This window comes from Gemmobacter nectariphilus DSM 15620, assembly GCF_000429765.1.
Classification (GTDB): domain Bacteria; phylum Pseudomonadota; class Alphaproteobacteria; order Rhodobacterales; family Rhodobacteraceae; genus Wagnerdoeblera; species Wagnerdoeblera nectariphila.
The window spans coordinates 271974-290751 of sequence record NZ_AUCM01000005.1 but is presented as its reverse complement, the minus strand read 5'-3'; the positions used below and the strand labels follow the sequence as shown (position 1 = coordinate 290751).

Here is an 18778-nt window from a genome sequence, read left to right as displayed (position 1 = left end):
GCGCCTTGCGTATCGGAACACCGGGGGCCTTGCGGCACCCTGTCCGCTCGATCGGGCGCTCGATTATCGGGGCGGGTGTGGTATCTGCTGGCAAGCCCAGATGCAGCAGATGACATGACCGCCCGCCGCCCGCCCACCCCCTTGATCCGGCTGATCGCGCGGCCGCCCTATGTGGTCGATCTGGCCGATGGCGAGGGCGGGGGTCTGGTGATCGCGTTTTCCTCGGTCGGGCATGATCCGGGGCGTGTCCCGTCCCCCGAATTCGTGGCGACCGCGCGGGGGCAGGACGGGCGCCGCGCGCTGTTCGTGACGGATGCAAGCCGCAGTTGGGCCAATGCGCCGGGGTTCGAGGATGTGCTGACCGAGGCGCTGGCGCTGATGGCAGCTCGCGCCCCGGTCACCCGAATCGCAACGATCGGGCTGTCGATGGGCGGCTGTTCGGCGCTGGTGGCCGCGCAGGTCTTGCCGGTGGATGTGGTGCTGGCGTTCTCGCCGCAATGGTCTGTCGCGCCGGGCGTCGTGCCGGGGGAAACCCGCTGGGCGCGCTGGACCCACGCCTTGCCCAAGCTGCGCTGGCCGGTGGCCCCCCTGCCGGTGCGCGGTCATGCCTGGCTGTTCCATGGCGCGCAGGACGATCTGCCCCATGCGCTGCGCTTTCCGCGCCAGCCGGGGGTTGATCAGGTGTTGTTCCCTGATCTCGACCATTCCGGCCTTGTGCCGCACCTCAAGGCGCGCGGAGCGTTGCAAGGGCTGCTGGATGCCGCGATGGAGCGGGATCGGCGGCGCGTTCTGCGCATTGCCGCATCGGCGGGCGGACGGTTGCGCCAGCGCCTGTTTCCAGACGATGCCAGCGCGCCTGACTATAGATACAGCTAATCTGCATGATTATTATTATGAATTTGAAGAATAAAATAACCTGGCGCATGCTGAGACATCAGCAAAGGAACGCGCCATGACCGCCATCGACCGCACCAGCGCCCAGACCGGCGCCCCTGTTGCCAGCTTTGATCCTGCCAAGGCCACCGAAACGCCGGAATTCGCAGAGCTGCTGCGGGTTCTGTCCGAACGTCAGGCCGAATTCGAACAGTTGCGCCATATCCCGCGCGATGTGATCGCGCTGATGAAGAAGGCGCGGATCTTCCGTTCCTCGACCCCGGCCCGGTTTGGCGGCGATGCGATGGCGCCGCATCACTTCCTGAAGATGGTGGACAAGATCGGCACGGTTGACGGATCGGCCGCCTGGGTCGCAGCCTTTGGATCGGCAAATACCTATACCGCCGCCCTGCCGCTTGCCGCGCAGGAAATCATGTATGCCACCGGCCCCGATCAGGTCTTTGCCGGCGGACTGCACCCGGTGCAGCAGGCCGAGCGGGTGAACGGCGGCTGGAATGTCTCGGGCCGCTGGAAGTTCGCCTCGGGCTGCATGGGGGCAGACTGGATCGGCGTCGGCATCCTGGGCCAGCGCGAAAACGCCGGCCCGAACGATGCGCCGATGGTGATGATGGCCGTCGCCCCGGCCGCCGAGGTCGAGATCATCGAGACCTGGGACGTCTCGGGGATGCAGGGCACCGGCAGCCATGACACCACCGTCAGCAACAAGTTCTATCCCGATCTGTGGATTTGCGAACGCGGCGCGCCCGGCGTGATCGACGAGCCGCTCTATCGCTATCCGGCCATGGCCTATCAGGCGCAGGTCCATGCCGCCTGCAACCTTGGCCTTGCCCGCGCGGCGATCGAACATGCCAAGTCGGTATCCGGCGCCAAGAAGATCAACATCGGCTTCTCGCGCCTGTGCGAGCGGAGCTATTTCCTGTCGGGTATTGCAGAATGCGAGGCCAAGCTGCGATCTGCCCGGGCGTTCTTCTACGAGGCGGCCGAGGCGGCGTGGGACAGCATCCTCAAGGGCGATCCCGTCTCGCTGGAACAGACCACGCTGATGCGGCTGAGCGCGACCAACGCGGCGCAGGTCGGGGCCGAGGTCGTGCAGCTTGCCTGGCGTCTGGCCGGCATGGGCGTGATCGCCAAGACCAACCCCATGCAGCGCTACATGCGCGATGCGATGGTGGTCACGCAGCATTCGGCGGTGACCGACCTGACCATCGAACAGGCCGGGCAGGTGCTTCTGGGGCTCGAACCGCCGCGCGCCTTCCCGTAACATCGGGCCGCAGGCGGGCGGGGGCGGCATGGACAGCAAGGCACTGTTGCGGTTCGATCTGAACCTGATCAAGGTGTTCCTGACGATCTGGGATGCCGGCAACCTGACCCTTGCGGCCAAACGTCTGGGCCTGACCCAACCCGCTGTCAGCCACGCGCTCAAGCGGCTGCGCGACGAATTCGGCGATCCGCTCTTCGTGCGCAGCGGCAAGACGATGGAGCCGACACCAACCGCCATCGGCCTGCGCGGCGCCTTCGAGGAGGCGATGGATCTGGTCGCGGGCACCATGCGGCAGGCGCGCAGCTTTGATCCCGCAACGGCGACACGGCAATTCCGCATCGCCCTGACCGATACCGGCGAATTCGTCATGTTGCCGCGCCTGCTGGCCGCGCTTCAGGTGCAGGCGCCGGGGGTCAGCGTGCGGTCGATCCGGGTGCCGCCGGATGATCTGGCGGCGGCCCTGCGCACCGGGCAGGTCGATGCGGCGGTCGGCTATCAGCCGCTGCTGGGGGCCGCCGGATGCGTCGGGCGCCACCTGACCACCGACCGCATCATCTGCCTGTTCCGCGCCGGTCATCCGCTGGCCAGCCAGCCCTGGACGGTCGAGGCGTTTTCGTCCCTGACCTTTCTGGATGTCGCACCCGATGCCACCGGCTATCGCATGGCGCGGCAGCGGGTCGCGGAACTGGGGCTGCCCTACCGCATGGCGGCGCAGCTTTACCACTTTACCATCCTGCCCGAGATCATCCGCCGCACCGATCACGCCGCGCTGTTTCCGGTGTCGGTGCTGGTCGAGACCAACCGCCACGGCGAATTCGATCACCGCGAGTTGCCCTTTGACGTGCCGCCCTTTGACGTGAACTTCTGGGTGCACGAGGCCTTTGCCGCTGATCCGGGGCTGAACTGGCTGTTCACGCTGCTGAAGGCGGCACTGACGGGTTGACCCTGCCCGCGCGGTGCCCCACAGGTCCACGTTTTGCCGCGTGAATGCGGTGCATGACAAAAGGGGGCTGGCTTCGATGACCGCCGCCACGCGCGCAGCGGAATCGGCCCGCATTGGCTGCCAGGACAGCTCCAGCGTGCTGCGATATTCACGACGATTTCGGGATTTTGACTTGGTCGGAGCGAGAGGATTCGAACCTCCGACCCCCTGCTCCCGAAGCAGGTGCGCTACCAGGCTGCGCTACGCTCCGACCGTGAGCGGCGGGGTAAACCCTTCGCGGGCGGAACGCAAGGGGGATAATGCGGTCAAAGTGTGGGTGGCTTGCCATTGTCCGGCCCCAGCACGGGGCGGATCTCTGATGTGCGCGCGTTCGATTCGCGCAGCAGGATGTAGACACCGCTTGCGATCACGAGTCCGGCGCCGATCAGGGTTGTCGGGGTGGGCAGTTCATCAAAGAACAGCGCGCCATAGACCGTCGCCCAAAGGATCTGGGAATATTGCATCGGGGCGACGATGACCGCTTCGCCGCGCCGATAGGCCATGATGATCAGCTGCATAGCTGCAAAGGCCATCGCCGCGATGACGATCATCACCGAGATGTCCGGCCCCGGCATCGGCACATAGACGAAGGGCATGGCCAGCCCCATCAGCACGAAATTCCCGCCCATCGCATAAAGCAGCATCACCGCCGAGCGTTCGCGTCGCCCGATCCGCCGCGTGATGATGGCATTCAAGGCCCCGGCTGTGGCCGAGGTCAGCGCGGCCAGATGCCCGAGCGAAAGATCGGCGCTGCCCGGGCGCAGCACGATCAGCACCCCGCACAGCCCTGCCGCCACGGCCAGCGCGCGGCGCAGGCCGACCCGTTCCCCCAGCAGGGGAATGGCCAGCACGGTGATCATCAGCGGGGTCGAGAACAGGATCGCATAGGCTTGGGCAAGCGGCAGCACCGAAAAGGCATAGAACGCCGACAGGGCTGACACCGCAACCGAGACGCCGCGAAACATCATCAGACGCGGGTGGATCGGCAGCAGCGTTCCGCTGACCCTGTCGCGCGCCAGCATGACCAGCAACAGCGGAAAGCTGAACAGCGCGATGCAGAACACGATCTGGATCGGGGAATAGGTCTTTGCAAGCGACTTGATCAGCGCGTCATGGGTCGCGAAAATCCCGAAGGCGGCAAGCGCCAGAAGTGCTCCGGCGGCATTGGGGCTTGGTCGGGGCATCTGCGGTTCCGGCGGCCTCGTCGGGAGCGATGGGGCAACCATACCGCATTCGTCGGCAGGCACAACCTTGCCCGGGGGCAATCGGCGCTTTACTCCGGTTCCGGCATTGTTCACAGTGGCCGGACACCTCTTGCCCGCGATCTGTGCCCATGACCTCTGACGCAATCCAGGATCTTCGCCGCTTTCTTGGCTCCGACAGGTTCGGTTGCGTGATGGCCGATCCGCCATGGCGCTTTGCCAACCGCACCGGCAAGGTGGCGCCGGAACACCGGCGGCTGTCGCGCTATCCGACCATGACGCTGGAAGATATCTGCGCCCTGCCGGTGGCCGAGCACCTGGAGGACCGGGCGCATTGCTACCTTTGGGTGCCGAATGCGCTGCTGCCCGAAGGGCTTCAGGTGTTGTCGGCCTGGGGGTTCGAATACAAGTCGAACCTGATCTGGCACAAGGAACGCAAGGACGGCGGATCCGACGGTCGCGGCGTGGGGTTCTATTTCCGTAACGTGACGGAAATCATCCTGTTCGGCACGCGGGGCAAGAGTGTCCGGACGCTGAAAGCCGGGCGGCGGCAGGTGAATTTCCTGTCCACCCGCAAGCGCGAACATTCCCGCAAGCCGGACGAGCAATACGAGATCATCGAATCCTGCTCCTGGGGGCCCTATCTGGAACTGTTCGGGCGCGGTGTGCGGCCAGGCTGGACGGTCTGGGGCAACCAGGCGGATGCCGATTACAAGCCGACCTGGAAGACCTACGGCTACAATTCCGGCATGGCGGCGGAATAGGAAGGGACCGGGGGGCGGGCCTGCGCCCGGTTTGGCGAGGGAGCTGGCCGGAGATATGCGCAGCGCATCCCCGGCGGTGCGCCTGTGGCGGGCCGGGGCCTCCGGCGGGGATATTTGGATCAAGGCGAAATGAGGCCGCGCCGGCCGATCAGGCGAAGAGGTCCGGTTCAGGGGGCAGTTGCGGTGTGGTGTCCGACAGGGTGCCTTCGGGCAGGCCGATCAACAGAAGCGGGCAGGGATTGCCGACGCCGCGGCTGACGCGATCTTCCAGTTTTGACCAATGGGTGCTGGCGGCGCCGAATTTGTCCGCGACGAACTTGCGCGCAAAGGCTTCGGCAAAGCCGGTGCCGCGCGCGACCTGTGCGGCGACCGCGCGCCGCTGGGCGGTGGTGCGTTCCGAAATGCCCAGCCGGTCCAGATCATCCTCGGAGGCAAGGCCCTGCGCGTCCATCCAGCTGCGGATGCGGGGCAGCAGCGCCTCTTGCAGGCTGCGGCCGCGGGTGACGATGATGCCAAGGCTGATCGCCGACAGGGCGTGCAGGCGCTTGAAGTTTTCCAGATCGCGGTCGAAGAACGGGTCCTTGTTGTTCCATTCGATCTCCAGCGCCAGCCGGCCATTGCGGGCAAAGCGGACGTGATCGACCTCGTGGCTGATCGAAGCGCGTTCAAACCCGTCGACGATGGTCAGCACGCCGAACTTGTGCTTGTGCCATCCGGCATCGGTCAGCGCATGGCGCAGGCGGCGGGTCTGGCCGCTTTCGCCGCCGCCCCCGCCGATCATCTCGGCAATGCCGACGCGGAAAGCGCGAAGGGCGGCCACTAGGCCGCCCAGCTCGTCGGGAAAGTCATGGCTGAGGATCGCCTCGGCATGGTTCAGCGCCAGAACGTCGAACCCGGCCGCGCGCAGATCCGCCAGCATCAGGCGTCTTTCGGCAGCACGCGCAGGCGCAGATCGCGCAGCTGATCGTTCGTGGGCTCGGACGGGGCGCCCATCAGCAGATCCTCGGCCCGCTGGTTCATCGGGAACAGGATCACCTGACGGATGTTTGCCTCGTCTGCCAGCAGCATCACGATGCGGTCGATGCCCGCCGCGCAGCCGCCGTGGGGCGGGGCGCCATAGCGGAACGCCTTGACCATGCCGCCAAAGCGCTTTTCGACCTCGTCCTTGCCATAGCCGGCCAGTTCAAAGGCCTTGAACATGATCTCGGGCGTATGGTTGCGGATGCCGCCGGAAATCAGCTCGTAGCCGTTGCAGGCCAGGTCATACTGATAGGCATGCACCTTCAGCGGATCGCCGTTCAGCGCATCCAGCCCGCCCTGCGGCATCGAGAACGGGTTGTGGCTGAAGTCAACCTTGCCGGTTTCCGGATCCTTTTCGTACATCGGGAAATCGACGATCCAAGCGAATTCGAAGCGGTCGGTCTGGGTCAGCCCAAGCTCGCGGCCAATCTCGTTGCGGGCCTTGCCGGCAACGGCCTCGAAGGTTTCCGGCTTGCCGCCCAGGAAGAACGCCGCATCGCCGACGCCAAGGCCCAGCTGCTGGCGGATCGCCTCGGTCCGTTCGGGGCCGATGTTCTTGGCCAGGGGGCCGGCCGCCTCCATCTGGCCGCCTTCCTCGCGCCAGAAGATATAGCCCATGCCCGGCAGACCCTGCTGTTGGGCAAAGGCATTCATCCGGTCGCAGAACTTGCGGCTGCCACCCGTCGGGGCGGGGATGGCGCGGATCTCGGTGCCGTCCTGTTCCAGCAGCTTGGCAAAGATCGCAAAGCCCGAGCCGCGGAAATGCTCGCTCACCACCTGCATCTTGATCGGATTGCGCAGGTCGGGCTTGTCCGAGCCATACCACAGCATCGCATCGCGATAGGCGATGCGCGGCCAGTCGGTGCTGACCGGGCGGCCGCGGCCGAATTCCTCGAACAGGCCCTGAATCACCGGCTGGACGGTGGCGAACACGTCCTCTTGGGTGACGAACGACATCTCCAGATCCAGCTGGTAGAAATCGGTCGGGCTGCGGTCGGCGCGCGGGTCTTCGTCGCGGAAGCAGGGCGCGATCTGGAAATAGCGGTCAAAGCCCGACACCATCAGCAGCTGCTTGAACTGCTGCGGCGCCTGCGGCAGGGCGTAGAACTTGCCCGGATGCAGACGGCTGGGCACCAGAAAGTCTCGCGCCCCTTCAGGGCTGCTGGCGGTGATGATCGGCGTCTGGAATTCGTTGAAGCCCGCGTTCCACATCCGGTTGCGGATGGACCGGATCACGTTCGAGCGCAGCATCATGTTGGCATGCAGCGTCTCGCGCCGCAGATCGAGGAAGCGATAGGTCAGGCGGGTTTCCTCGGGGTAATCCGGCTCGCCGAACACCGGCAGCGGCAGATCGTCCGACGGCCCCAGCACCTCGACCGAGGTGCAGTAGACCTCGATTTCGCCGGTCGGCAGCTTGGGGTTGACCAGCGATGCATCGCGCGCCTTGACCTTGCCGTCGATGCGCACGCAGGTTTCCGCGCGCAGCCGCTCCAGCGCGGGCAGCGCCGGGCTGTCGGCATCGGCCAGAACCTGCGTCACGCCATAATGGTCGCGCAGGTCGATGAACAGCAGACCGCCATGGTCGCGCACCCGATGCACCCAGCCCGACAGGCGCACATCCTGCCCGACATTCGCGCTGTTCAGTTCGGCACAGGTATGGCTGCGATAGGCGTGCATGGGCTTCCCTTTCCGCGGGGCTTTCGTGACCGCGCCGTGAAAGCGCGGGGCGCGCCCGAAGTCAAGGGGAAGTCAGGGGCGCGCCCGCCCCCATCTTTCGCCTTGACCCAAATATCCCCGCCGGAGGCCCCCCTCTGCCAAAGGCGCCACGGCCAAAGAGGCGACCGCGATCACCACATGCGGCAAGTGCCGCCTGCGGGCCCGAACAGGATCAGCCCGGCCCCGCACAAGGGTCAGACCAGCACCTCGCGCGCCGTCTGCTCGCCCACGCCAAAGACGCGCTTGTAGCGGGCGATCTCGTCGGCCGGTCCCATCGCCTTGTTGGGGTTGTCCGACAGCTTGACGGTGGGCCGTCCGTCCGCTGCGACCGCCTTGCACACCAGGCTGAAGGGCGCCAGCGCATCGTTCGGCACCAGAGCGCGGAAATCATTGGTCAGGTTGGTGCCCCAGCCGAACGACACTTTCACCCGGCCAAGGAACTGGTGATACAGCTCCTCGATCTTGTCCACATCCAGCCCGTCGGAAAAGATCACCAGCTTGCGGCGCGGATCCTCGCCCCGTTCCTGCCACCAGCGGATCGCGGTTTCCGCGCCCAGACCCGGATCGCCGGAATCGATGCGAATGCCGGTCCAGCTGGCCAGCCAGTCGGGCGCCCGCTTCAAAAACCCCTCGCTGCCATAGGTGTCGGGCAGGATGATGCGCAGGTTGCCCTCGTGTTCCTCGTGCCAGTCGGCCAGCACGCGATAGGGGGCCTCGGCCAGTTCCGCATCGTCGCGGGCCAGTGCGGCATAGACCATGGGCAGTTCATGCGCATTGGTGCCGATCGCCTCGATGTCGCGGTTCATGGCGATCTTGCAGTTCGAGGTTCCGGTGAACTTGTCGCCCAGACCTTCCTGCATGGCCTGGACGCACCAGTCCTGCCACAGGAAGCTGTGCCGCCGCCTTGTGCCGAAATCGGCGATCTTCAACCGATCCAGCCGGCGCAGGCGTTCGATCTTTTCCCAAAGCCGGCTGGTGGCGCGGGCATAAAGAACCTGAAGCTCGAACTTGCCCATGCCTTTCAGAACCGCGCGGCTGCGCAGTTCCATCAGCACGGCCAGCGCGGGGATTTCCCACAGCATGACCTCGGGCCATTTGCCTTCAAAGGTCAGCTCGTACTGTCCGTCGCGCTTTTCCAGATGATAGGGCGGCAGGCGCAGCCCCTCGAACCATTCCATGAAATCGGGGCGGAACATCTGGCGCTTGCCATAGAACATGTTGCCGCGCAGCCAGGTGCTTTCGCCCCGCCGCAGGCTGAGCGAGCGCACATGGTCCAGCTGCTCGCGCAATTCGCCCTCGTCGATCAGATCGGCCAGCCGCACCGATTTCGTGCGGTTGATCAGGCTGAACTCGACGGTCGTGTCGGGCTTGTTGCGATAGATCGACTGGCACATCAACAGCTTGTAGAAGTCGGTGTCGATCAGTGACCGCACGATCGGGTCGATCTTCCAGTTGTGGTTGTGAACGCGGGTTGCAATGTCCATTCAGCCCTCCAGCGCCACACCGGCGGCGATCATGGCGCCCCGCATGGTGTCCATTGATCCGCCAAGGTCGATCCCGCGGCAGGCGGCCAGATCGACCGTCACCGCAAAGCCCAGCCGCGCCGCATCCAGCGCGGAAAACGCGACGCAAAAATCGGTCGCCAGACCCACCAGCCTCACCGAGGTCACGCCGCGATTGCGCAGATACCCCTCCAGACCCGTGGGCGTGGTGCGGTCATTCTCGAAAAACGCCGAATAGCTGTCGATGCCGGACCGGAACCCCTTGCGGATCACCAGCTGCGCCGGATCGGTGCGCAGCATCGGGTGAAAGGCGGCGCCATCCGTGCCTTGCACGCAATGGGCAGGCCACAGCGTCTGGGCACCATAGGGCATGTCCACCGTCTCGAACGGGGCCTTGCCGGGGTGATTGGCGGCAAAGCTGGCATGATCGGCCGGGTGCCAGTCCTGCGTCAGCACCACGGTTGCGAAATCATCCATCAGGGCATTCACGCGGGGGATGATCGCATCGCCATCCGCCACCGCCAGCGCGCCGCCGGGGCAAAAGTCGTTCTGGATGTCGATCACGATCAAGGCGTCGGTGGCCGGGCGCATCTGGATCCTCCCCCTCATGGCCGTCACAGTTTCGTTGCGTAAGGGGCCAGGGCGGGCGCGTCAATCGCCTGCGGCAGTTGCGGGGCTTGCGTTTTTTGTGCGGCGGGCGCAGGGGATGGGCATGATCACCGTTGCCGCACTCTATCATTTCACCCGCTTTGCCGACCCTGCCGCCCTGCGCGCACCGCTCTTGCAGCTGGCGCGCGATCAGGGTGTGCGCGGATCGCTGCTGCTGGCGGCCGAGGGGATCAATGGCACCATCGCCGGCTCGCGCGCCGGGATAGATGCCATGCTGGCGCATATCCGCGCGCTTCCGGGATGCGCCGATCTGGAGTGGAAGGAAAGCCCGGCAGCCCGGATGCCCTTTGGCCGCATGAAGGTGCGGCTCAAGCGCGAGATCGTCACCATGGGTCAGCCCGATGTCGACCCTCGCGCCCGTGTGGGGCATTACGTCCAGCCGCAGGACTGGAACGCGCTGATCAGCGCCCCCGATGTCGTGGTGATCGACACCCGCAACGACTATGAGGTGGCCATCGGCACCTTTCAGGGCGCGGTCGATCCTGGCACCCGCAGCTTTGGCGAGTTTCCGGACTGGTGGGCCAAGAATGCCGACCGTTTTCACAACAAGCGCATCGCGATGTTCTGCACCGGCGGGATTCGCTGCGAGAAATCGACCAACTACCTTCTGGGGCAGGGGGTTCAGGACGTGTTCCACCTGAAAGGCGGGATCCTCAAGTATCTGGAAGAAGTGCCCGCGTCGGACAGCCTGTGGCAGGGCGAATGCTTCGTCTTCGATCAGCGGGTCTCGGTCGGGCATGGGCTGGTGCAAGGCGACAATGGCATGTGCCATGCCTGCCGCCGCCCGGTGACCCCCGAAGACCGCAGGCACCCCGACTATGAAGAAGGTGTCAGCTGCCACGCCTGCATCGGCGAATACGATACCGCCCGGCGCGAGCGGTTCCGCGAGCGGATGCGCCAGATGCGGCTGGCCGAGGCACGCGGCGGTGTGCATCTGGGCGATGGGGCGATGCCCGAGGCATAGGGTGCCGACATTCCGCCGCGCCGGGCACTTGCCTGTCCGCCGTGCCCCCTGCGCAAAAGCCGCCGGCCCCGCGCCCGGTTTGCAGCTTTTGCCTTTTTCCAAATACCCATCCAACGCCAGAGCCAGGCGCGTCAGCAGACAGACTGTCGATCGGCCCCGCTTCGCGCCTTAGTGGACAACTCGCTCCCGGACCCGGTCGTGGATGGGTATTTGGAAAAAGGCAAAGCAGCCCGTCAGGGCGCGAGGGTCAGCGTGACCCGTGCGGCCTGGCCGTTGGCGTCGATCACCGAGAGCGTCAGCGGACCCAGATGGGGCAAGGGCAGGTGGCTTTCGCGGGTGGTGGTGGCAATGTCCAGCGGCTGGCCATCGGCCATCCAGGTAAAGGGCGGGGTGCCGCCGCGCACGCGGGCCAGCAGGGGGGCGCCGTCCAGCGCGACCTCGGCCCCGTCGGGGGGAAAGGCGATTTCCGGCAGCGATCCGGGGGCGGCAATGGTGCCGCGCGGGCGGAATCGTTGCAGGGGCAGCGGCAGGCGGGCGTTCTCGACCTGAAGGGTGGCGGCGGGCGGCGGGGGCAGCGGTTGGGGCTGGATGCGGGCCAACGCGGCGAACAGGATCGGCGCTGCCAGATCGCCGCCAAAGGCGCCGGGCACCGGCGTTCCATCGGCGCGTCCCATCCAGACGCCCGCGACATGGCGCCCGTCCCAGCCCACGGCCCAGGCATCGCGGTGGCCATAGCTGGTGCCGGTCTTCCAGGCGATGCGCCCCGGCGCAGAGCCATCGGGCGGCTGCAGCCCGGCCAGGATGTTGCCCACCTGCCAGGCCGCGACCTGCGAGACGAGGCGTTCCCCTTCGCTTCTGCCGTCGGGCAGGGGGGAAAGCGGGCGGGCGACCCCGCCACGGGCAAGCGCGGCGTAAAGGCCGGTCAGATCCTCCAGCGTCACACCCAGCCCGCCCAGCGAGACCGCAAGCCCTGGCGGGCCGTCCCCCGGCAGCACCGCCCGCACCCCGGCGCGGCGCAGGCCCTGCATGAGCCGTTCGGGGCCGATCGCCTCGGTCAGCGTGACGACGGGGATGTTCAGCGACAGTTGCAGCGCCTCGCGCACGCGGACGGTACCGCGGAACTGGCGGTCGAAATTCTGCGGCTGATAGCGGCCAAAGGCGACGGGGCGATCCTCGATCAGCGTTTCGGGATGGGCAAGGCCCTGGTCAAAGGCCAATGCATAGACCAGCGGTTTCAAGGTGGAACCGGGCGAGCGCAGCGCCTGCGTCATGTCGACAAAGCCTTCGCGGGCGTCGTTTTCATAAGCCGCCGAGCCGACCGAGGCGAGGAGCTCGCCCGATGTGTGGTCGGCCACGATCATGGCTACCTGCAACCGCTCGCCTTGGCGGGCGACGGCTTCGGTGGCCAGACCCTCCAGCCGTTCCTGCAAGCTGGCATCGAGCGTGGTGGCGATGTGCAGGCGGGCAGGATCGGCAAGGCGCAGGCGGTCGGTCAGATGCGGGGCCAGCCGGGGAAAATCGCGCCGGGCCGATGGCAGGGGTTCGGTCCGGGCAGCGGCGGCGGTTTCCGCGCTGATCAGCCCGGCGGAAAGGGCGCGGTCCAGCACACGGCTACGCCCGTCGGCCGCTGCGCGGGCGCCGCGATCGGGGCGCCGCGCCTGAGGCGATTGCGGCAGGGCGACCAGAAGGGCGGCCTGGGCGGGTGTCAGCCGCGCAGGCTCGCGCCCGAACCACGACAGGCTGGCCGCGCGCAGCCCTTCCAGATTGCCGCCATAGGGGGCAAGCCGCAGATACAGGTTCAGGATCTGCGGCTTGGTCAGCCGCCGCTCCAGCGCCAGCGCGACGCGCATCTGGCGCAGCTTGCCTGACAGCTTGCCCGTGCCGCTTTCCTCGAGCAGCCGGGCGACCTGCATGGTCAGGGTCGACCCCCCCGAGACCACGCGGCCGTTCCAGACCGCCTGCGCCACCGCCCGGACCATGGCGCGCGCGTCCACCCCGAAGTGGGTGGCAAAGCGCCGGTCCTCGTAGGCGATCAGCATTGACAGGAACAGCGGATCGACCTGCGTGCTGTCGGCCGCCAGCCGCCAGCGCCCGTCCGCCACCGTCCAGGCGCGCAGCAGGCGGCCATCGCGGGCCACCACCTCGGCCCCGGTTTCGATGGTCAGGGGCGGCAGGGTGGTGGCGTCGATCCAGGCCTCTGCCCCGTCGCGCGCCGCGGCGGCCAGCCACAGGCCGGCCGCCAGTGCAAAGGCCGCCCGCGCGATCATTCCGTGACCGTCACCGTGCCACTGGCCGTGCGGGCGCGGAAGGTCGGGCGGTACATATCCTCGACCGAGGCCGCCGGGTGGTGGAAGGTGCCTGGGCTGACCGCCCGGACGATATAGGCCAGCCGGAAGGGCTGATCGTCGCGCCGGTCGATGGCGGTCAGGAAGCGGTCCTGCCGGAATTCGGAATGGGCGACGTCGCTTTCGGTCTCCAGCCAGTCCAGCGCGCCGATCTGGCCGCCGCGCAGAAGGTTCGGGTTGTCGATCTCGAACCCGGCGGGCAGCGGGTCGGCCACCATCAGCCGCGCCTCGCCCGACCCCAGCGGCGTGACTTCCAGCACGGTGACCAGCCGGGTGCCGGATTTCACGCGGGTCGGATCAGCCTCTTCGCCCTCAAGGGTGTAGTAGCTGCGGGCGATGGCATAGCCGTTGCCGCCTTCATCTTCGCGGCCCTGCGGCTGGCCAAAGGCGGCGATGGTCAGCGTTGCCGGGGCCGCGCCGGTGTTGGCGATCACCATCGGTGCGCCGCCGTCAAAGCGGCGAACCAGCGGGCCGGAAACGGCGGTGCCGTCCACGGTCAGCCCCTCGCCCCCCAGGCCGCCGACCATGCCGTTCGCGGCCAGCAGGATCCAGGCCTGTTCCTGCGTCGACAGCGCGCGGTCCCCGGCGCTGGCGGCGATGCGGGTGGCAAAGTCCTCGCGGTTCACCGCAGTGCTGCCGGTTTCCAGCGCCAGCGCCAGAACCCCCGCCGCATCGCGCAGGTTCGACCCGAAATCGGCGCGCCAGACCTGTTCGGCCTCGCGCCCCTTGCGGTTCATCGACTGTTCGGCCGCCCGGCGGAACAGCGCATCGGCGCGGGGCTGATCGCCATAATAGGCCAGCGCCGTGCCCAGTTGTGCGACCGCCAGCGGGGTGGCGAAATCGCCCGCCTTCACATCGGCATAATAGCGCAGATCGCCGATGGCCGCCGCACCTTCGCGGGCCAGGACCATCAGCGCATAGGCCAGATCCTCGCCGCCCTGTTCAAAGTCACCCGCATAGTTCACCCGCGTGCGCAGGTTGTCGAGCGCGGCGCGGAAGGCACGGTCCGGCACTTCGAACCCCTGCGCACGGGCGCGCGACAGGAAATCGGTGACATAGGCGTCCAGCCACATCTCGCCGCCCGAGGTCGCCGACCACAGCCCGAACCCGCCTTCCGAGGTCTGGTTCAGCAGCACCTCGGAAATCGCCTGACCGATCCGCTCGCGCGCCGTTGCGGCGCCGGGCAGGGCCATCGCCTGCGCCACCTGATCGAAGTAGATCAGCGGCAGCGCGCGCGAGGTGATCTGTTCCGTGCAGCCATAGGGATAGGCGTCCAGCGCGGCCAGCAGGCCGGGGGCATCGAAGCGTGCGAGGTTACCGGCGCTGACCATGGCGCGGGCGGTGCCGGGACGGAAATCGGCAAACAGCGCACTGTCCAGCGTGACGGACTGGCCGGGAGCCAGCTCCAGCCGGGTCAGGCGCTGGGTTTCGGGATCGCCCGCCTGCACCGGCAGGTTCAGCGGCTTGACCAGAACCTTGCCATCGGGGGTGGTCAGCCGCACCTCGATGCGGGCCAGCCCTTCGGTGTCGGCGGTCACGGGAATCTGCACCACCGCCTTGCCGCCTTGCGCCAGATCGACGCCGGACGGAACGGGGCCCAGCGTGGCACCCGCTGCGGTGACATCCACCCCCATCCGCCCCGCAGGGCCGGTCGCGTGGACGATTTCAAGCAGCAGGCGGCTGGCATCGCCCGGTTGCACAAACCGCGGCAGGCTGGCCGTGACCACCACCGGATCGCGCACCAGTACATCCGATTGTGCCTGCCCGATGCCGCTGTCCGACCAGACCACCGCCATCACCCGGACCGTGCCGTTGAACGAGGGCAGGTCAAACGCCGCGCGGGCATAGCCATCGGTGCCAACCTCGACCGGCCCGTCGAAAAAGGCGACCAGATCCTCGGTCGGCGGCGGGGCCAGCAGGCGCGGCATCGCCGCATCGCCGCCCGAGCGCACGATGCCTTCGGCCCCGTTCAGCCCGTCGATCAGCCGCCCGTAAAGATCGCGGATGCCGACCCCCAGCTTGCGCTGGCCAAAGTAATGGGCTTCGGGATCGGGCGCCTTGGTCGCGGTCAGGTTCAGGATGCCGACATCGACCGCCGCGATGGTGGCCCAGGCGGTTTCGCCCGGTTTCACGCCCTGAACCTTCAGCGCGACCTCCAGCGGGCCGCGCGGGGCGGCCTCGGCCGGGGTTTCCAGCGTGGCGGTCAGCTTGCGATCGCCCGGTGCGATGGCGGCATGGGCCAGACCCATGGCGCGGGCGGGCAGGCGGCCCGCCGCCGCATCCATCGGCCGCAGGACGGACGCCGTGACATAGACCCCCGCGCCCCAGTCGTCGGTGACAGGAAGGTCGATCAGGTTCTCACCCTCGGTCACGGCAACCGCCTTCAGCGCAACGACACGGTTCGACAGCACCGAGACCAGCGCCGTTCCCGCGGCGCGTGGCACGATGCGCAGGCGCGCCGTATCCCCCGGCGCATAGGCCGGCTTGTCGAGCGAGAGTTCCAGCGTGTCGGGGCTGCGGGTGGTGTCGGCAGGCGCATACCAGCCCGCGCTGAACCGGACCGAGCTTGCCGCGCTGCCATCGGCGGCGCTGACCGTCAGTTCGTATTCGCCCCATTCCACCGCCGAGGCGATGGCGGCGGGCGTGCGGCCCAGCGTGACCTTGGCCTCGGCAATGCGGCTGCGGGTGGTCATGGGTTCCCAGTTCCACTCGCCATACATCTGATACCATTGATAGCGCGTCTCGATCCGGTCCAGCCGCCAGGTGGCGGCCATGCCGTCCGCCCCGACCGCGATTGCATCGAACCGTGCCTCGCCACGTTCGGGCACCACACCGTCAAAGCCGGGTTTGATGCCGACCAGCGGCGCAGGCGGCGTGACCGGCCGGGTGAGCGAGCGTTCGACCGGACGGCCCGAGCCTTCGGCCAGACGCACCTGCAGCACGGCCTCCAGCGGGCGGCCGGGGTTTGGCAGATCGGGCAGGGTGGCGGCCAGCATGCCGGTGCCATCGTCGCCCGTGGTCACGCCATCGGCAAAGACAAAGCGCTCGGGCCGGAAGGGGGCATCGGCCATGCCAAAGCGGTAGCCGGGAAAGCCGTCCAGCGCCTTGGCCTCGCGCAGGATCACCTCGCCTTCGCCGCTCAGGCCAGCACCGGGGGCGCCAAACAGATAGCGCGCGTCGATCCCCAGATCATAGCTGGCGCCCAAGGCCACCGGGCCATCGGGCAGCGACAGGGCAAAGTCGATCCGTTCGGGCAGGAAATCCTCGACGACAAAGCTGGCGGTGGCCAGCGGCGGGGCGTCGGGATCGGCCAGAACGTCCAGCTTCCACGACCCGCGCGGGGCATTGCCGGCAATCGGCATGGCAAAGGCAAAGCCGCCCGCCACATCGGTGATCCGCTGGCGGGAATATTCCACCCCGTCGGGGCGGCGCAGCCGGGCGGTCAGCGGCAGGCCGGGCAGCGCGCGCGCCTGACCATCGCGGGCCAGCGCGGTGGCGAACAGGGTCTCGCCCGCGCGATAGGCGCCGCGATCGGTCGCAAGGAACAGATCGATCGGCGGGCTGGGCTCGCGCCCCGCAACGCCGCGGTCGGACAGGTCGAATTCGGGATCGGTCAGCGACAGGAAGGCCATGTCGCTATCGCCCTCGGCCACCGTGACCAGCGCGGGTTGCGCCGTGCCGGTGCCTCGGCTTAGGGCGGCGTCAAAGCGGGCCACGCCCTGATCGTCGGTCACCGCCGTTCCCAGCACCCGGTTGGAGCGCGCGATCAGCTCGACCCGCACCCCCGCCTTGGCCCCCGCATCGGCCAGCGAGCGCACGACGACCGTCAGCCCGTCGGTGCCCGACAGCGTGGTCAGCCCCAGATCCGACACGACGAACCATTGCCACGCCGGTGCGTTGTCATAATCCTCGGCGCCCGGCACCCTGGCCTTCAGGGCGTAGATCCCGGCAGGCTGGCCTGCCAGCGCCTCGGCCATCGGCAGGCGGGTGGTCATGTCGCGATTCACCTCGACAGGAACCTCGGCGCGGCCTTGCCAGATCCGCTCGCCCACCGAATCCGAGAACCGCTCGGCGTCCCACGCATCCATCGGGCGGGCCAGCCAGTCGGCCTGCATGGTGCGGATCAGGTTGCGGTCGGAAATGCGATACAGCTCCAGCTCCAGCCGGGGCGTGTTGACCGTCTGGACGGGCAAGGCAGGCGCCCCGCCGCGCGGCAGCACGAAGCCGGTGCCCGGAAAACGCACCTGCGGGGCGCGGTCGCGCACATAGGCGGTGATCGTGACCGACTTGGCCAGGGTCTGACCATCGGCGGCGGGCAGCCCCTCGCGGAAGGTCACGCTCACGCGCTGGCCATGTTTCATGCCGGCCACGCACAATTGGCGCCAGCCGCCGGGTTCCACGGTCATGCCCGCCTCGGGCAGCTGGACATAGGGGGTATAGTCGAGACCCTTTTCGACCAGATCCTCGGTGAAGGTCGCGCACAGGCGGGGACTGGCCAGATCGGCCTGAACCTCGTGTTCCTCGATCCGCAGGCCGTAAAGCCCCGCCACCCGGTCCAGGGCTGTCTCGGTATCGTCGCGGAACTGGATTTCCTGCGCCCGGCGCAGCGCACCGACGGCATTGCGCCCCATGCCATTTGCCTCCAGCGCCTCGGCCAGAACGGTCAGGATGGTGTGGCGCTGGGCCGCCGTGCCCGAGCGCAGATAGGCATTGGTCGCCGCCAGAACGGCGGTTTCGCGCAAGGTCCGCGCCTGGTTTCCATCGGCATTCGCAGCCGTCAACGACAGGCGGGCATATTCTTCCCAGTCCGAGGCGATGTCCGACACATTCGCCGCCGCCCCCCACAGCCGCATGGCGCGGGCCGGATCGCCGCCCGACCCGGCCTCGACCGCCGCCTGCCGCAGCGCGGCAAGGTCAAAGGCCCCGGCAACATGCGCCCGCCCTAGCGCGGCGGCTTGATCGGTGGCGCGCGTCTTCACCCAGCCGGGCAGAAAGCCCAGGTCTTCGGCCCGCGCCTTGGCCGTGGCCTGCGCCTGAGGCGCGGTGGCGATCACCGTGCCGGAAATCGCGCGGGCATAGGGCGCGGCCTGCCCCGGCTGCGACTTGGGAAAGCACGATCCGTTGCGGGCATTGTAGGTAAAGGCCGTGCAGCGCCGGTCGCTCAGACAGGCCCGCTCGCACGCTTCCAGCGAGGTATCGAGAATCGTCCGCAGATCGCCGCCCGGCAGGTCGAACCCCTCGGCCAGCACGCTGCGCCGCTCTGGCAGCAGCGATTGGGCATGAAGCGGGGCGGACAGGGCGGCAAATGCCAGAACGGCAATGGACAGGGCACGAATACGCATCTCAAATCTCCCTCGGCAGGCGGGCGAATGCTGCCAGCATGGGGCCCGCAAAGCAAGCCGGGGCGGTTCGCGGTTAACCGGCTGTTCACCTCAAGCTGCGCAATGTGAGGCGCGGAA

General features: G+C 67.7%; 12 protein-coding genes and 1 tRNA gene. 5 read left to right on the top strand and 8 right to left on the bottom strand.

All coding sequences use genetic code 11. From position 1 onward, the window contains the following. Positions 1-114 precede the first annotated feature (114 nt). The 3 genes from G481_RS0106400 (at position 115) to G481_RS0106390 (ending at position 3098) form a co-directional block, all read left to right on the top strand. Complete coding sequence (locus tag G481_RS0106400) at positions 115-876, top strand: hypothetical protein (protein ID WP_028029290.1); 762 nt, start codon at positions 115-117, stop codon at positions 874-876. Positions 877-952: 76 nt separating this feature from the next. Continuing rightward, positions 953-2155, top strand: a complete 1203-nt coding sequence (locus G481_RS0106395) for an acyl-CoA dehydrogenase family protein (RefSeq protein ID WP_028029289.1) — start codon at positions 953-955, stop codon at positions 2153-2155. A 28-nt stretch (positions 2156-2183) separates the two neighbouring features. Further along, on the top strand, positions 2184-3098 hold the full coding sequence (locus G481_RS0106390; protein WP_028029288.1) for a LysR family transcriptional regulator: 915 nt from the start codon (positions 2184-2186) through the stop codon (positions 3096-3098). A gap of 173 nt (positions 3099-3271) precedes the next feature. Here G481_RS0106390 and G481_RS0106385 read toward each other — a convergent pair. After that, positions 3272-3348 (bottom strand) — tRNA-Pro (locus G481_RS0106385). Positions 3349-3403: 55 nt separating this feature from the next. Then, complete coding sequence (locus tag G481_RS23020) at positions 3404-4321, bottom strand: DMT family transporter (RefSeq protein ID WP_051294339.1); 918 nt, start codon at positions 4319-4321, stop codon at positions 3404-3406. A 149-nt stretch (positions 4322-4470) separates the two neighbouring features. Between G481_RS23020 and G481_RS0106375 the strand changes: the two genes are divergently transcribed. Next, positions 4471-5103 (top strand): MT-A70 family methyltransferase, encoded by a 633-nt coding sequence (locus G481_RS0106375; protein WP_028029287.1) that lies wholly within the window; start codon positions 4471-4473, stop codon positions 5101-5103. Between the two features lie 148 nt (positions 5104-5251). On the opposite strand, the gene G481_RS0106370 is transcribed toward G481_RS0106375, so the two are convergent. From G481_RS0106370 to pncA, 4 genes are all read right to left on the bottom strand, one after another. After that, positions 5252-6022: a BglII/BstYI family type II restriction endonuclease gene (locus G481_RS0106370; protein ID WP_028029286.1), complete on the bottom strand. Its 771-nt coding sequence runs from the start codon at positions 6020-6022 to the stop codon at positions 5252-5254. Then, entirely contained in the window at positions 6022-7800 is a 1779-nt protein-coding gene (gene aspS, locus G481_RS0106365; protein ID WP_028029285.1) for an aspartate--tRNA ligase, read from the bottom strand. Before aspS ends, G481_RS0106370 begins: the two co-directional genes overlap by 1 nt. Before the next feature lie 233 nt (positions 7801-8033). Then, positions 8034-9323 carry a nicotinate phosphoribosyltransferase gene (gene pncB / locus G481_RS0106360; protein ID WP_028029284.1) on the bottom strand — a complete coding sequence of 430 codons (1290 nt, stop codon included), beginning with the start codon at positions 9321-9323 and terminating at the stop codon, positions 8034-8036. Beyond that, positions 9324-9932, bottom strand: a complete 609-nt coding sequence (gene pncA / locus G481_RS0106355) for a bifunctional nicotinamidase/pyrazinamidase (protein WP_028029283.1) — start codon at positions 9930-9932, stop codon at positions 9324-9326. Between the two features lie 121 nt (positions 9933-10053). Between pncA and trhO the strand changes: the two genes are divergently transcribed. After that, entirely contained in the window at positions 10054-10974 is a 921-nt protein-coding gene (gene trhO / locus G481_RS0106350; RefSeq protein ID WP_028029282.1) for an oxygen-dependent tRNA uridine(34) hydroxylase TrhO, read from the top strand. Positions 10975-11207: 233 nt separating this feature from the next. On the opposite strand, the gene pbpC is transcribed toward trhO, so the two are convergent. Both pbpC and G481_RS0106340 read right to left on the bottom strand, forming a co-directional pair. Continuing rightward, positions 11208-13241 carry a penicillin-binding protein 1C gene (pbpC, locus tag G481_RS0106345; protein ID WP_028029281.1) on the bottom strand — a complete coding sequence of 678 codons (2034 nt, stop codon included), beginning with the start codon at positions 13239-13241 and terminating at the stop codon, positions 11208-11210. Beyond that, entirely contained in the window at positions 13238-18661 is a 5424-nt protein-coding gene (locus G481_RS0106340; RefSeq protein WP_028029280.1) for an alpha-2-macroglobulin family protein, read from the bottom strand. Before G481_RS0106340 ends, pbpC begins: the two co-directional genes overlap by 4 nt. Positions 18662-18778: the final 117 nt, after the last annotated feature.

Coding starts and splice junctions, on each gene's coding strand:
- G481_RS0106400 (WP_028029290.1), top strand. CDS start 115: ATGACCGCCCGCCGCCCGCCCACCCCCTTGATCCGGCTGATCGCGCGG.
- G481_RS0106395 (WP_028029289.1), top strand. CDS start 953: ATGACCGCCATCGACCGCACCAGCGCCCAGACCGGCGCCCCTGTTGCC.
- G481_RS0106390 (WP_028029288.1), top strand. CDS start 2,184: ATGGACAGCAAGGCACTGTTGCGGTTCGATCTGAACCTGATCAAGGTG.
- G481_RS23020 (WP_051294339.1), bottom strand. CDS start 4,321: ATGCCCCGACCAAGCCCCAATGCCGCCGGAGCACTTCTGGCGCTTGCC.
- G481_RS0106375 (WP_028029287.1), top strand. CDS start 4,471: ATGACCTCTGACGCAATCCAGGATCTTCGCCGCTTTCTTGGCTCCGAC.
- G481_RS0106370 (WP_028029286.1), bottom strand. CDS start 6,022: ATGCTGGCGGATCTGCGCGCGGCCGGGTTCGACGTTCTGGCGCTGAAC.
- aspS (WP_028029285.1), bottom strand. CDS start 7,800: ATGCACGCCTATCGCAGCCATACCTGTGCCGAACTGAACAGCGCGAAT.
- pncB (WP_028029284.1), bottom strand. CDS start 9,323: ATGGACATTGCAACCCGCGTTCACAACCACAACTGGAAGATCGACCCG.
- pncA (WP_028029283.1), bottom strand. CDS start 9,932: ATGCGCCCGGCCACCGACGCCTTGATCGTGATCGACATCCAGAACGAC.
- trhO (WP_028029282.1), top strand. CDS start 10,054: ATGATCACCGTTGCCGCACTCTATCATTTCACCCGCTTTGCCGACCCT.
- pbpC (WP_028029281.1), bottom strand. CDS start 13,241: ATGATCGCGCGGGCGGCCTTTGCACTGGCGGCCGGCCTGTGGCTGGCC.
- G481_RS0106340 (WP_028029280.1), bottom strand. CDS start 18,661: ATGCGTATTCGTGCCCTGTCCATTGCCGTTCTGGCATTTGCCGCCCTG.